This window comes from Devosia sediminis (assembly GCF_016411825.1).
Taxonomy (GTDB): Bacteria; Pseudomonadota; Alphaproteobacteria; order Rhizobiales; family Devosiaceae; genus Devosia; species Devosia sediminis.
Genome location: NZ_JAEKMH010000004.1, coordinates 220093 through 234505 on the forward strand (window position 1 = coordinate 220093; position 14413 = coordinate 234505).

14 protein-coding genes are annotated in these 14413 nt (G+C 59.0%); 10 read left to right on the plus strand and 4 right to left on the minus strand.

Translation table 11 applies throughout. The features are described from left to right. Positions 1 to 6: 6 nt before the first annotated feature. The gene (locus JEQ47_RS16775) at positions 7 to 159 is read right to left on the minus strand and encodes a hypothetical protein (RefSeq protein ID WP_198877572.1); all 153 of its coding nucleotides are present in this window, start codon (positions 157 to 159) and stop codon (positions 7 to 9) included. A 221-nt stretch (positions 160 to 380) separates the two neighbouring features. Between JEQ47_RS16775 and JEQ47_RS16780 the strand changes: the two genes are divergently transcribed. The 6 genes from JEQ47_RS16780 to JEQ47_RS16805 all read left to right on the plus strand — a co-directional run bounded on the left by JEQ47_RS16780 (position 381) and on the right by JEQ47_RS16805 (position 5468). Then, a complete protein-coding gene (locus JEQ47_RS16780; RefSeq protein WP_198877573.1) occupies positions 381 to 848 on the plus strand; it encodes a GNAT family N-acetyltransferase in 468 nt (155 codons plus the stop codon). A 17-nt stretch (positions 849 to 865) separates the two neighbouring features. Then, positions 866 to 1606 (plus strand): RimK-like ATPgrasp N-terminal domain-containing protein, encoded by a 741-nt coding sequence (locus JEQ47_RS21210; RefSeq protein ID WP_198877574.1) that lies wholly within the window; start codon positions 866 to 868, stop codon positions 1604 to 1606. A 901-nt stretch (positions 1607 to 2507) separates the two neighbouring features. Then, positions 2508 to 3071, plus strand: coding sequence for a TetR/AcrR family transcriptional regulator (locus JEQ47_RS16790; RefSeq protein ID WP_198877575.1), 564 nt, complete (start codon positions 2508 to 2510; stop codon positions 3069 to 3071). 120 nt (positions 3072 to 3191) lie between these two features. Continuing rightward, the gene (locus JEQ47_RS16795; protein WP_198877576.1) at positions 3192 to 3347 is read left to right on the plus strand and encodes a hypothetical protein; all 156 of its coding nucleotides are present in this window, start codon (positions 3192 to 3194) and stop codon (positions 3345 to 3347) included. Positions 3348 to 3407: 60 nt separating this feature from the next. Further along, the gene (locus JEQ47_RS16800; protein ID WP_328769413.1) at positions 3408 to 4874 is read left to right on the plus strand and encodes an MFS transporter; all 1467 of its coding nucleotides are present in this window, start codon (positions 3408 to 3410) and stop codon (positions 4872 to 4874) included. Positions 4875 to 4985: 111 nt separating this feature from the next. Continuing rightward, positions 4986 to 5468, plus strand: coding sequence for a hypothetical protein (locus tag JEQ47_RS16805; RefSeq protein ID WP_198877578.1), 483 nt, complete (start codon positions 4986 to 4988; stop codon positions 5466 to 5468). A gap of 221 nt (positions 5469 to 5689) precedes the next feature. On the opposite strand, the gene JEQ47_RS16810 is transcribed toward JEQ47_RS16805, so the two are convergent. Next, positions 5690 to 7183: a DUF2130 domain-containing protein gene (locus tag JEQ47_RS16810; RefSeq protein ID WP_198877579.1), complete on the minus strand. Its 1494-nt coding sequence runs from the start codon at positions 7181 to 7183 to the stop codon at positions 5690 to 5692. 176 nt (positions 7184 to 7359) lie between these two features. On the opposite strand from JEQ47_RS16810, the gene JEQ47_RS16815 reads away from it, so the two are divergent. Then, positions 7360 to 8091: a hypothetical protein gene (locus JEQ47_RS16815; RefSeq protein WP_198877580.1), complete on the plus strand. Its 732-nt coding sequence runs from the start codon at positions 7360 to 7362 to the stop codon at positions 8089 to 8091. 48 nt (positions 8092 to 8139) lie between these two features. Here the strand turns inward: JEQ47_RS16815 and JEQ47_RS16820 are convergent, their stop codons facing one another. Beyond that, positions 8140 to 8445: a DUF6634 family protein gene (locus tag JEQ47_RS16820; RefSeq protein WP_198877581.1), complete on the minus strand. Its 306-nt coding sequence runs from the start codon at positions 8443 to 8445 to the stop codon at positions 8140 to 8142. Positions 8446 to 8633: 188 nt separating this feature from the next. On the opposite strand from JEQ47_RS16820, the gene JEQ47_RS16825 reads away from it, so the two are divergent. Continuing rightward, positions 8634 to 9374, plus strand: coding sequence for a DNA-binding protein (locus JEQ47_RS16825; protein ID WP_198877582.1), 741 nt, complete (start codon positions 8634 to 8636; stop codon positions 9372 to 9374). 201 nt (positions 9375 to 9575) lie between these two features. On the opposite strand, the gene JEQ47_RS16830 is transcribed toward JEQ47_RS16825, so the two are convergent. After that, positions 9576 to 10115, minus strand: coding sequence for a hypothetical protein (locus JEQ47_RS16830; protein ID WP_198877583.1), 540 nt, complete (start codon positions 10113 to 10115; stop codon positions 9576 to 9578). Positions 10116 to 10704: 589 nt separating this feature from the next. On the opposite strand from JEQ47_RS16830, the gene JEQ47_RS16835 reads away from it, so the two are divergent. Together JEQ47_RS16835 and JEQ47_RS16840 are read left to right on the plus strand one after the other, a co-directional pair. Continuing rightward, on the plus strand, positions 10705 to 10890 hold the full coding sequence (locus tag JEQ47_RS16835; RefSeq protein ID WP_198877584.1) for a hypothetical protein: 186 nt from the start codon (positions 10705 to 10707) through the stop codon (positions 10888 to 10890). Between the two features lie 731 nt (positions 10891 to 11621). Next, positions 11622 to 14060 (plus strand): recombinase family protein, encoded by a 2439-nt coding sequence (locus tag JEQ47_RS16840; protein WP_198877585.1) that lies wholly within the window; start codon positions 11622 to 11624, stop codon positions 14058 to 14060. Positions 14061 to 14413 lie beyond the last annotated feature (353 nt).

The window sequence follows — 14413 nt, forward strand, 5'->3', positions numbered from 1 at the left end:
TTGGAGTCAGCTGAGCGCGAAGAGCGCCGCAATCACCACGCACACGTAGAGGGGCAGGCCAAAGGCTACCCAGATGGCCGGACGATGCGAGGTGTTCTGGTAGCTCGGCCAATGCGACGCATCGAGGCTTCGATAGGCGGGCCAGTAAGGACGATACATTTTGGTCTCCCAAAGACGGGAGGGCAGAGATCCCACGAGTGCGCATAAAGTATCGATGCGAGAAACGGGCTGTGACGTAAAGAGAGCGTAAAGCCTGGACGATCATCGGCAGCAAGGAGCGCGACTTTATCCACGCTTTACGCCGGATCGTTGTTTTCGCATCGAGACTTTATGCCGGGGGTGTGAAGGTTAAACGGTCCCATCAACCATCGTCTCCGGAAATGCCACACTTACGCATCCGCCTGGCCGCCGCTTCAGACCTCGACTCGTTGGTCGAGTTGGAGTTCTCCGCCTTCAAACTCGATCGCATATCCAAACGCAGTTTTCGGGACCTGTTGGCTAGCTCGGCAGCGACCATTCTCGTTGCCGAGCTGAAGGGCTCCATGATCGGCAGCGCTGTGCTTCTCGCCAACGCACGGACCTCAGTCATCAGACTGTACTCTATCGCCGTCGCAGAAGGCGCCCGTGGTAAGGGCGTCGCGACCAAGCTGCTGGAGGACGCGCTCCGCCGGGCTGCACATGCCGGTGCCGTCCGCTTCAGGCTCGAAACACGCTTCGACAATCTCGATGCACAGCACCTCTTCGAGAAGGCCGGTCTCAAGCCGTTCGACAACGTGGATGGCTACTACGAGGACGGTGCACGTGCCATCCGCTACGAGCGCATCCTCTCGAACGATACAGTGTCCTAATGACCGGTAGAATAAAGATGACCGACCCCATAATCGTGGTCGAAAGGCGCGGCGATTACCGATGGTCCGACAAGGATCCCAGGGTAATCACTGCCCAGGATTACATATCGGAAGGGCCGAACCTTGCCCATCGCCCTCGCAAGGTGATCAACCTGTGCCGTTCGTTCTCCTATTGCTCCATCGGCTACTACGTATCCCTCCTGGCCGAGGCCCGGAGCGAGCACGTGACCCCCGGCGTCGAGACGATCGTGGAACTGCATCAGAAAAGCGTCGCTCTGCATAAGCTGAGAGCTCTAGACAGCACCCTGGGCGCCTTAAACGAGGTGCCGAGGTCGGTGACAGCGATGAGCGTTCAGGTCTGCTTCGGCAGGATCGAGGACTCGGAGAAATTGGATCTTGCCGCCGCCGCCTTCGATGCCTTCCGGTGGACTACATCGCGCCAGAATTTGATCCGCGCCGGCACGAGCTCCGGAAGAGCCGCTTGCCTCAAATCGTTCAGCCGCCTTCTGAGTATTCCGAGTCGTTCATCGCCGCGATCCAAAGCTACGTTGGCGCGCACGTTCACAGTGAAACGAGCCTTCAACGCCGAAGACGATATTTCGATGGCTTGCGGCCCAGCACCGCAACAAACCTGCACGGTTGCACCCCTAAGCTTGGACTGCACCTTGCGGTACATGGCGGAGATTTCTGCCGGTGTATCGACCAGAAGGCTCACGATCAGCAATTCGTCGATCTCGGCAGGCCATGGGTCGGCATAGTCTTGATATACCTGGGCGAGTACATGGTCGGGACCCAGATCCACGACGCTGCTCTCTATCCAGCAACATGCGAAGGGCACCGAGGTGCGTGCTTGCCAGACGGCTTCCAGGAATCCCCCTGCATAGCCGTCGAGTTCCACCGCGCTGCAAGCAATACCGAGCCGGCCAAGGATGTCCTCGTTTCGTGTCAGCCACTCGACGCCGTCGGCTTTTCCCAAGCGATAGGCCTCGCGTAGAAATGCCGGTTCGGAAATGTCCGGGCTCGAGAGGATCGACAGGGAAGTATTTTCATGCACCATTTCAAGCTCCATGCCCGCCAGCGATTTCTGGCGCCGATCTGACGATGTTCACGCCCGCGATGTGATCCAAGCGCGAATTCAAGGGGTGCCCTGCATGGAATAGCATCGAGGCGATCGAGCCGATTTGGAAGCCATCGACCCGGCCATCTCGAAAGATTCTGTCCTGATCCTGACGATAACATGCTCGAACGAAAGAAAGAGCGCGCTTCGCAGGGCACGAAGTGCTCGCCGCTCCCATCCGATGACGCGGGGGTCGGCGACGTTAGGGCCGGACGATATATTCACCCTTGGGGGAATGTCGGAAATTCCGCTTGCATGCCGTGTGCTATCCACGCGCCGGCCAACCCGATGTCGACCGGAGAGGGGATCATGGAGCGTGACAGTGTCGGCACCGGACCCGACCATCTAGGAGAAGGCAGATCCGACCAGCATGTTTGCGCCTCGCGAAGCCCCAGGTCTCGTGCAGCGGTAGCGGATGTCGAATGGGTGCCCGTCGGTGAACGCTCTAACGAACAATCCTGTCGCAAACATACCGTTCGTATGGTATATTTTCGCCGCAGGGAAGTCTGGGCACGCCGTCACCGTTCCAAGGATACAGAGTTTTGACCGATAGCGACAATGCCCACCGAAGGAAGAAACAACCCGAGGTGGTGCGACGCGCCCTGCTGGACGAGGCGGCGAAATTGGCCACTCGCGAGGGTCTCGCTTCCGTCACCGTGCAAGCGGTGGCTGAGGCCGCAGGCGTGACCAAGGGGGGCTTCATCCACCACTTCCCCAACAAGCAGGCATTGATCGATACGTTGTGCAGCGAACTTCTCGATAAGATCGACGATCAGATCGACGGACAGATGGCTAACGACCCTGAAGTCCGCGGGCGGTTCACCCGAGCGTATCTCAAGTCGGTCTTCGAAGCGGGCACCGCAGGGAAGCTCAGTCCTTGGGCCGTCCTCTCGATATCGATGCTCACCGATGCCAATCTGAGACGTCATTGGACGAAGTGGTTCGAGGGGCGTCTGGAACGTCATGCCGAAACCGATGGCGGGGTGGATCTCCACATCGTCCGTTTGGCCGCCGACGGAATATGGATCTCAGATCTGTTCGAGATGCGCACCGGCGACAGGCGTGACCTATTGGATCGACTTCTGGCCGCGACCTCCAGCGAATGAGATTTGAGGCTCGAGCGCACGGATTGCAATTAAAGATCTTGCAAACATACCATTCGGTTGGTATGTTGCTGGCAATTGTCAGATGCATGGTTTGCGAGGACCACGATGGTTGGAAAGAAGATGGCGCTGCAGTACCTGGTCAGCGGCCTGGCCCTGCTCGGCTTCATGGCGCTCATCGGGCACCGTTTCCCGTTACCGAACTTCGTGCACATCGTTATCGTCCTGGTGGGCGTCGGAATGCTCGGCGCCGCCCTCGTGATATCCGGCCGCGACTGAAGCTCTTTAGATCATGCGCATGACGCGCTAATGGTGGTTCAAATGTCATCTAATCGTTGGGTGGTCCTGCTGATCGTATCGGCAGCCCTGTTCCTAATCAGCATCGACGTCACCGTGCTCTACACCGCCTTGCCGCGGCTGACGCACGACCTCAGTGCCAGCAATTCCGACAAGCTCTGGATCGTGAACGCCTATCCGTTGGTGATGGCGGGTCTGCTGATGAGCACCGGCACTCTGGGCGACAAGATCGGGCACCGGAGGATGTTCCTCTACGGGCTCGTCGTCTTCGGCGTCGCTTCGGTCATCGCCGCGTTCTCCCCCAGCTCGGCCATTCTGATCGCCTCTCGGGCGTTGCTGGCGGTCGGGGCGGCGATGATGATGCCGGCCACGCTGTCGATCATCCGCATCACGTTCACCGACAGCCGCGACCGCGGGATCGCCATCGGCGTCTGGGCGGCGGTGGCTTCGGGAGGCGCGGCCTTCGGTCCGGTCATCGGCGGCGTCCTGCTGGAATTCTTCTGGTGGGGTTCGGTGTTCCTGATCAACGTGCCGGTGATCATCCTTGTTCTGCTGCTGACGCCGCGCATCGTGCCGGACAATCCGCACCGGACCTGGCACTTCTCGGGAGCCATTCTCGTCATGATCGGCTTGGTGGGATTGATCTATGCGATCAAAGAAGTGAGCAAGATCGACGGCTCGCTCGTAGTGGCCTTGATCAGCGGAGCGATCGGCGCGGCCTTCCTGTTCTGGTTCGTCAGGGCGCAGCGGTCGATGGCCGAGCCTATGGTCGACTTCGGCCTGTTCCCCAACCCGGTGTTCCGCGGCGGCGCCGTGGCGGCCGTCGTCGCGATGTTGGCCATGATCAGCGCACTGCTCGTCCTGACGCAGCGGTTCCAGCTTGTCGGCGGCATGTCGCCGTTCGAGGCCGCTCTGGCGCTGATGCCGCTGTCACTGGCCGCTCTCGTCATCGGGCCCGTCGCCGGATTGCTCTCCAACACGTGGGGCAACGTCAAGGTGATGTGGATCTCGATGCTGTTGGCGGCCGTCGGGCTTGTCGGGGTGGTGTTCACCTTCGAAGGCGACTTCCTCGTCCGCTTCGTCCCGTTGGTCGCCGTGGGCCTGGGCCTGGGCGGCGTGATGACCGGTGCGTCCGGTGCGATCATGCTGAGCGCGCCGGCGGACAAGGCAGGCATGGCTGCGTCGATCGAAGAGGTGTCTTACGAGTTCGGCAGCACCATCGGCGTCGCGCTGATCGGCAGCATGTTGTCGCTTTTCTATGCGCGCTCGTTCGTTCTCCCGGACGACTTCACGGCGCCGACGGCTGCCCGTGACAGCATCGACCAGGCGATCATCGCCGCCGAGACCATGGAGCCGGAGGCAGGACGCCAACTGCTCGAGATCGCGCGGGCGGCGTTCGACAACGGCTTCGTCGCAGCGGTCTGGGTCGTTGCGGCCATCGTCTTCGTCGCGACCGCTTACATCGCCTACTCGACGCGTAAGGCGCCCAAGTTGACTGGCAGCCACTGAAGTAGGAGGAGACGCGCCATCATCGGCGCGTCTCCTCCGTTGCCGCGGCGTGGAAAATGCCCGAAACAGGTGTCCGGCCAAGTCGAGCCGTTTTCTTGTTCGGAGCGCGAAATGTTGGAAGTCACGGCTTTCCTGGGCGACATCGTCACCGTGCTGGGATTCCCGCTCGGCATCCTCGCGTTCTGGATCCAAAGAAACCGGGAGCGGCGCAACGAGGAGGCGATGATCTACGAGAGCCTCGCCTCGAGTTACGACGGTTTCCTCAAACTCGTGCTGGAGAATACCGACCTCCAACTGTGGTCCAAGGATGGGGCAGACAATCTGGACGCCGATCAGCAGGAGCGGTTGCAGGTCCTGTTCGAACTGCTGGGTTCTCTGTTCGAGCGCGCCTACATCCTCGCGTATTCGGACCATATGACGGAGGTTCAGCAACGACGTTGGTCACAGTGGGAAAACTACATGCGGCAATGGTGCGGCCGCGAAGATTTCTCCAAGGTCATCCCGCAACTGCTCGCGGACGCTGACCACGACTTCGCTCGCTACCTGAGGCGACTTGCCGACGAGGAACGGGTGAAGAAGGGAACACAGCCCTAGCGCGACGAGACACCCTTAGCGACACCATCGCGAGCTGTTCGAATTAGGGACCGCGACGGCAAGTGCACGAACGTTTGCACGTGATACACGTAACAACCGCCCCCAACTGCCGACAAGACGCTACATGTTGCCATGGCATGGGAGTGGAGATTGAGCGCCCCAAACGCGCGGAGAAGGTGCTGGAAACCTTGTCCGGCTCGTCCGCTTGTAGCCACGACCATTTACTCCGCCGCCTCGGCCGTGCCGATGATCCGCTGGAGCTCGTAAACCATGGTGCCCCGCGTACGCTCCACCTCTTTGAGCAGGCGCCCACGCTTGTTCCAAACCGTGTCATGCGACTTCCTCTCATCGACGTCGATCGCCTCAAGCTTTTCGAAGGCTACGTGCATGGAGTCCATGAGCAGGGAACAACGTTCCGAGGTCACATAGTCGTAGAGCGCAGCGGTCTTCTCCTCTCTCTGTTCCGCACTGACACGAAGCGCATGTGTCTGCACGATATGGGCGCGCAGGAGTTGCACCAGGGCGACCACGCGGGCAGGACAGGCGATGATCACGCCATTGAGCACGTGCAGCTGACGGGTGCCGGTGGGGAACTTGTTGGTGGAGAGAATGGCATGATCCGCTCGAGCTGCGATCATGTCGGAATAGAGCTTGGAAGCGAAGTTGTTCTGCCAAGCGTTGCGGTTCTTGCTGTCGTAGACGATGGTGCCGCAAATGGTGCCGTTGACCACGATCTCGTGCACGACGTCGGCACCGTTCTCGCCCTTGGGCACCCGCCGGATATTGTCGCCATCGAACGCTTCGCGCAGCGCTTCGAATAGGTCGATCTCCGAGCCTTCACCCAGTTCGGCGGCGGTCTTGCGTTCCAGCTGGCGCTTGAGATCGTCTACCGCCTCGGTCAGTTTCTGCTTTTCGGCGAATGCGGCCGCCTTGACATCGAGAACTGCCTTCGACATTTCGCGACTTAACGAATCCCGGATCTCGTTCGTGCGTTCCGTGAGTTCAACCTCATGTGCCGCTGCGGTCCCGACCAACTGTTCTTGCAAGTCAGCACGTTCCTTCTCGACCGCGCGAAGACGTTCTTCGGCCGCCTCGTGAGAGAGTTGCCGTGCCGTCTCCGTCGCTTGAAGTCTTGTCTTCAGCTCGGTGACCACGGCTGATGCGCGCTGGCGGATCGCGTCTTCCGCATTGGCAACAGCGGTCTCGAGTTCTGCCTTATGCCGGTCGGCGACCTCCGCGGCCTGCCCTTCGGCAGCCGCCTTGAATGTGTTCAGTGCAATCTCGGCAGCCTGTTTGTCCCGCGCCGATTGAATGGCTGCCTCTTCTGCAGTGCGAACCTTATCGGCCATCGCGGCCTCGACGTCGTGACGACTCTGGACAACCGCTGCGCCGAGCTTTTCTTCGGCCTGGGCGACCAGGCGGTCAGCTACCAGTTTAGCTTCTCGAACAGCTCGCGCTGTGGCTTCTTCCCCCAGTCGCGTGACGGTATCGATCCTGGTCTGTGCATCTGCTGCGAGCTTGTTGCGTTCTTCGGCAAATTCCATGGCAAGCCGCGTCTGGATCTCCGCCAAACGATCAGCTTCCTCGCGGGCGATCTTCTCACTGATCTCTTCGAACTTGTCATGAGTGATGGCCTGCTCGCACCAAGGGCAAACCTCGTCGTTGGCACCGAGGTGGCGGCTGTGCTGGATCAGGGAAGACATCGGATTGGCCATTCGACCAGCTCCTTTCATAGTCTGAGAATGTCCTACCTTTTCGAGATCAAAGGCGGTCGAAGCACTTCGCGGTGCGCATCGGGCGTTGCGGATGATTCTGCAGTCCAGAACTGCGCGTTATGGATCCACAACAAGCTGGGCTCGACAGTTCAGTCTTTTTGACGCGCACTGGACACATGCCCAGTTCGCCGAGTCTTCCAAAGCGTCAAACCGTTATCATCCACCACCTCGACCAGACATGGCGGCGCGCCCTGGCCGAGCGCCTGGACCCGCAGCTGAGCGTGTTGCGTGAACAGCGCGTCAGTGAGGTTGTATGGATGTGCGATCCAACGTCATCCTTTCGGTACGGATCGTGGCTGGCCGCTTGGCGGCGTAGGCAATGGCAAAAGGTGGGCTTCCTTCGATCCAACAATTGCGAGGAACTTTCGCTCCTCACCGCCGGTCTGACGCATTTCGACCGATTGCGGAAAGACCTCCCCCCTGACCGTAGAGACATCGGGCAGTATCAATCCGCAATGGAACTGTTCCAGGTGGAAGCTTTCCTGTCGGATGAGTCCGCTCGACGTGTGCGGCGAGCCGAACGAGAGCAGGCGTACGCCGAAAGCGAAATGCTGTTCGACCAGGGCCGTTGGAAGCTGGTCAAGCTGCAGAGTCGCTTCGCTGCTACATGGTGGGGGATGGGCACCAGGTGGTGCACCGCGGCGCGCCTTAGCAACCATTATGACTCCTATGCCTCGAGAGGCCAGCTCCTGGTGATCCTGACGCCAGCCGATAAGTTTCAACTCTTTACCGGAACAGGCGAGTGCTGTGATTCCGCCGACAGGCCGGTCGATTTATCGTTGGTGCTTCAAGGAGCGCCACGAGAGTTACAGACGGCTATCGCCCCTTTCCTGGCACCTTCCTTGTGACCGAGCGCCACCGGGCACGGTACTGCCTAATGCCAAGAGAGAAAGGGGTTACAGGGGATCACCAAGCCGGTACCAGCGCGAAAGAGTTCGAGCATAGCCCGCAATCGGGTCGAGGAAGAACACTCCAGAGGTGACGATCGTCCTGCTGTCCGGACGAAGAGGATGTCCCTGGACTTCACCGACGAGTGCAATTTCAGTCCGCGGACCGATAGACCATCTCGAAAGAATCGGCGCCTCTACGATATCGCGAATGCCAGGCGCTTTGAGTTCTTCGATCAGCTTGAGGTCACGACTCAAGGCATGGATGCGTTTAGCGGTTTCGAGGGTAACGGGATTGTCGAAGGTAAGGTGCATGGGCGACTCCTGCGATATTCAAGAGCGCCGTGCGGCTGTAGCGGCACGCGTATAAGAGGCTGTTGTCTGCAAATCGGTTGTCACACGAACGAATTCAAGGCGACAACCGCTGCATCGAAGGTTCCAATTAGACGAAAAAGCAACCTTTCGACCGTACTGTACCACCACAGTACGGTACGGGGGATCACATGAGCGCGGCTAAGGCAACTATCGAGAACGTTCGTGAAGCAATCCTTATGCTGCAGCGCAACAACGAGAAGCCCACGATCTCGAAGGTCAGCAAGTACATCGGTGGCGGATCCCGGACGACCGTTCTGGCTCTCATGCAGCAGGTCTTTGAAGAGACGGCCAGCGCCAAACCGAAATCCCATATGGCGCAGGCATATCTTATAAAGCTTGCCTCGGGCTTGGTAGATGAGATCTGGCGTAACGCCACAAAGTTGGCGAACAACGATATGAAGCACCGCGTGGATACCCTCATAGACCTGAATGCCGGCATCTCGGACGGCATGCAGGAATTGATCGAAGAGAACGCAAGTCTGCTGGCCAGGGCGGAAGCAGCTGAAGACAGGGCGTTGCAGGCGGAAGCTCAAAAGGCAGGGCGCAATGAGATGGACGATCATCTGAGTCAACTCACGAAGCTGATCACCAAACTTGGACCTGGCGACCCTGAGGACCCGGCCATGTTCAGTGTGATACAGATGGTTGCCGATCTGGAGACCGCACCGGATCGAGACGAGGTGCGTCGGCGGATGCTCGCGAAGGGATTCTCAAGTGATGCAGCCAATAGAGCCAGGTATCACGCTGTCCATGATGACTATGTGGAAGAGAGAGGCGAGACGCCTAGGCTGTATTTGACACCAAGAGGTCGTGCACGCCTCGCAAAAGAGAACCTGAATACGCCGCCCGAACTAGGCGACACGGCCTGAGGCGCGAGGTACGCCTTGCGCCTCTAGGAATACAGTTTCGATCCATCGCCGCGATGGTAATATTGCTCGGGCGTCCCACACTCCGAGAACACTTCGGCACCGTGGTTGACGGACTAGGTCCAGCCGCAATCCCATCCACATACCCCGATACATGTGCCGGGGGTGCCGAAACTGGCTGAACATAGGCGTGATGTCTTCGCCTCAGAGCTCGGCCAGCTTGCCGTTCAATCTGGCCAATTCGCTCCTGCCTGCTTCGTTGATTTTGATCGCAAACTCACCCTCGTCGACAAGACCGGCAGCCCTCATGGCCTTACGGGACTTTTCGCCTGCCGACCGTGTCATCCCGGTCTTCATTACCGCGTGGTCCATGTCCCGATATGCGACGAACTCGCCATCGGCCTTCTCGAGCATTTCCAAAATCATATGGCGGACGCTTTTTCCTTTGTTCTTGCCCTTTGATTTTGCCTTACCTGAGATCGACCCTGGGTTTTCGCGGAAGTCGCCACTTGCGGCCCCCTCGGATACCGCGGCGAAAGCCTGTTCGTCAGCGCTCGAAGCGGGTGCTTGCATAGCCCGGATGAAGGCTCGGAGGTGTACCAGCTGCTCATCGGCCCTCCGAACAGCATCGACAACTCGCTGCGATGCCTCCATGTTGATCCTCTGAATCTGCTCTCGCAATTCATCTTCAATTTGGACAATCTTGTCCTTGGCAGCATTGAGTTCGGAATCGAATTGCGACATTGCTTTTTCCTCTGGTTGAGAGATACCTATTCCGATTCCGACTGAACGTAAACTGCCAAGTGCACCGTTAGGCCAGTCTGGTTAACGAATTTCGGCTCTAAGGTAATTATGGAAAAAACCCACGTTACGAGACCCATTGTTTTCATTGATACATTTCATTTGACGCACATGAGAACCGGCGAGTTGACTTATAAGTCAATGTCCCGATTCTCTTGTAAGCAGCGTACGCAACCTCGTCAAACTGGACGGACATTTTCGCATTGCGTTGTGAGCGAAATTCGCAACTTCAATGCCACACTCTACACACCAGATCCTAGACGGAAATTCCGAACTCACTCAGATTCGTCGTGTGCATTGGTCAGCCACTTCGCATCGGAGTCATGATTCGGAGTTGTATTCCGATTGTGCGCTCGGAGGGAAGGAAAACGCCTTCGCTCTTGCCTATCCAGTCGGAAGCTCCACCTTCGCCCTGATTAGTAGTAGGCCAGGCTTGAAGTCAAACCCGACGACGCCTAAGTGCATCCCACCAGCAGAGTTCATCGCGGCCCGTCGGCCGGCGTCATCACGTTCGATATGCCCAGGAGGCATGATGACCGAACTTGCTTCTCCCCCCATCGATCCTTCCAATCCATTGGTGCGCGCGCTGATCAAAGCCATCGCTGCGCAGGTCGCCGCGCGTCGTTTTGACCGCGAAGATGCCGAAAAGGTAAGCGAAACCGCGGTGATCGAGTTCGCCTTGACCAAGGACAGCGCACGCAACGGCAAGGTTTCCTAGGAGGAGACCTGCCGGTCGAGACGGTCGACCCAGGCCCGGCAAACTTTTTTTTGGGCAGGTCATGGCGGTGCTTCAACGGGTGGAGAACATCCATCGCCTGGACACCCTTGGCCGGCCAGGAAGCCCTACGCCATCGGCATTGTCGGCAGTTCGTCGCGCTTCGGCGACAACATGTCTGAAGAGGCGGAGTCTCTCTCCGTTTGAGAGTCCTGAAGCAACCCTCGCGACGAAATCGCGATGGGGGTTGTTGACTCCGAATCACCAAACGAGAGAGGTTCGCAATACAGCGACCGATTCGTCGCAACCACCACAACGGAGAAACGACGCCCAGCAGCTTTAGAAAAAAAGAAAGAGGTAATCGGCTGGAACCCGACACCCCTTCCTTCCAAATCACCGAGTAGCCCTAAACGCGAATCAAGCGCTGCTCAATCGCCACCATCAGTAGCAACCGGCTCAGCTAACCTTACCTCGCTTACGAGGTCAATAGGGGGTGTTGAGAGGGCATGTCTGCGGACATCCCAACGGTGCAGGAGACGCCAGCACCCGGCATCCACACACATAAAAAAGAAAGGGCACCTGGGCTGGACCCCAAGTGCCTCTTCCTAATTCGTCGCCGAGCAGCCCATAGAGTGACATCAACAGCTGCTCAGTCGCTATCACTAGCACCGTCTAGATACCCTTTGTTGCCTGCGCGGTCAAGGGTGTTTGATGGTGAAGGAGAAGTCATGTCCTTGGACACCTTCGATCACGACCAGTTCTATATCAATCCTTCTGCCACCACCGACGCCAACATGGACTCGACATCCGTGTATGGCTTGGCCAGTGCCGACCTTCCTCCGGTTTCCGAGGATGACATTGAGCGCGCCTTGCTCGTTCTTCAGATGGAGAAGAACGACCTCATCAAGAAGCGCAAGGTCGCAAACCGCAAGCTTGCGGACGAGACCAACACCTACGGCCGGACCTCGGTCAATCCGCGTGAATTCGCGGTGTCCAAGGAGAGACAGGACGAAGATGCCGACGCCGCTGTCTTGAAGTTCGGGCTGCCCCCCATCGCCGACCGCTACTTCGACCATGGCATTCGCGGCGTCACGTGGGAGCAGCGGAAGGGCCTGATGGCTCTCATCGCCAAGCTTAGCAATCCCAAGTCTTACGGCTGCGTGCTTTTCGTCGAAGACATCGACCGCATGCTGCGCGACGAAGGCGTGCTCTTCCGAATCGGCCCGATCCTTCGCCAGAACGGCATTCGTGTCTACGACCGCAACGGCCTCGTGGATGCGCCTCGTCTGCTCGAGGCCGCGGCGCGTGCGGTCGCAGCATATCGTTTGCTGTGCGAGCGTTCCTTGCGCGCCCGTCGTTCCAGCATGAAGAAGGGGCGAATCCATGGGGGCATCCCCTTCGGCTATGAGTATTCCGGCAGGGCACGTATTCGCCCCAACGCCAACCGGGAGGTCGTCAACACGATCTACGAGATGCGCACTCGTGGCGAAGATACGGGCACGATCGCACGCTACCTTCAAAGCATCGATGCCCCCCGCCCGGGCACAGCGGAATGGAGCACTACGAGCGTCTTGGCCATTCTCAAGCGCGAGATCTATACGGGATGGGTTGTCTACAAGTGCGGCGACGGTGAGGAGTACCGCACCTTCAATCCCGATCTCATCATCGTGCAGAAGGAGGTCTGGGAGCGCGCCCAGGTGATCAACATCCTCAATGCACGGGACAAGTCCAGTCCGATGGTGTCGAAGGGCGCCAAAGAGCCCATGCTGCTGTCCGGCCAGTGCGAGTGCAGCGACTGCGGGGAAAAGGCTCATGCGGCCTATCAGTCCGCCAAGGGGCGTCACCTGGTCTGTAGCAACCATGTTCGCAGTGGCAACTGCGTGTCGGTCGCGTTCCCCTATGACCGCACCGAGGCGCGTGTATTGATCAAGATGCGAGACGTCCTTCGTGACCAGGTGTACGAAGAGGCGTTCCAGCGCGAGCTGGTGGACGGCATTCGCTCCCGGGCTCTCGAGATCGAAGCGAAGCGCGTGGAAAAGGCGGCGGAGCTTATTCGCGAACGCCAGCGCTACGACAAGAATCGTCAGATGGCCTACGACGCCTCTGAAATGCACAACTATCGGGATCTGCTCGAGAAGAACCTCGTGCGTATTGCAGAGCTCGAGGGTGAGATCTCGAACATGCGCACGCCGAACTATGCTTCGTTCGCGGAAGGCGATCTTCCCACCTTGCGCGACAGCATTGACGCCTACATCGCGGCGGGCCCCTTCAAGGCTGTCACGCCTCAGGACGAGCAAGTCCGTCGCATCATCCAGGCCATCGTGAGCACGGTCAAGCTGGAGGTGACCTCGGATACCGGTCGCCGCCAGCGCACCATCCTCGACTTCGGCGCTGCGGTCGGCGTGAAAGATCCTATGCTGGTGTTCCAGGACGTTTACGACTACGAGGATGATCCCAAGCTGATCAAGTTCGAGCAGCGCACCCGGATCGCCGGCATGCTCAAGCAGGCCGATTGGGCTCTGGACGCGGCACGGGCGGGCGCGCTCTCCGATCACGTGGTCATCAAGGCCTATTTCGGCACCTTGCCTGCGGATCGTCTTCAGCGCTTCCTTTCGCTGGTCTGCCTGGCGGCAACCCACGACTTGCCGCTCAAGACCACCGTCGACCTGGATGGTTTCCGCAACTCGGCTTACTGGAAGGCTTTCAACAAGCTGCGCAAGTCGGCAGTGGCCCTGCAGCAGTTCGTCGATGTGGTCAGCGAAACCTGCGGTACCAAGGTGCATGCCTTCTTCGGCAAGCTCCGCACCAAGAAGAAGCCGCTGGAGCGCATGTTGGAGGTCGATCATCCGCTCCTTCAGCATCCGATCTGCCAGAAGGAGGGTTTTGCCATGAGCGAGGATCAGTGGAAGATCGTGCGTTGCAAACTGACCTCGATCGAGGCGTCTCCCCGCGCCGCGGAACGTCTCATCACCGCGCGTTTCGACCTTGACCGTCTTTTCGCGGCGGTGCGTGCCAACGTCACCATGGTTGCGGTGGCGGGCAAGCACGGTGCTGGCAACACCAATCGTCGCCTCACCGAGTTGCAGGCCAGCGGCGACTTCGAACGGATCACCCACGCACTGCTGAAAGATGCGGGTCTCGATCTGGGCAACCAGCCGGTCCCCTTCTTCTAGGCCGATCACATTCAATCGGAAAGGCGCTGGCCATTGATGGCCGGCGCCCTTTTTTCTGTTCTGCGTTGTGGCGGCATCGGACCTCCACGGCAGATCCAATCGCGCCAACTCGGTTGTTCGCGACATGCAGGAGATCAGCAGCTCCCCACGATCTTCCACGGCGGATCTTGGCCGTCGATATAGCTTCGATGTTCCCCGGGTCTTGAGCGAACGTGGTATTGCCGACGCTCGGCCCAGCAAGTCTGGCCACAGCCTCGATGCAAATGTCGGCCAGCTTGGTGGGGAGTGGCGACGACGTTACATGCGGTCGATGGACTTCCCCCGCCGAGCGTTTCCTTGCCGCTCATCAGGTC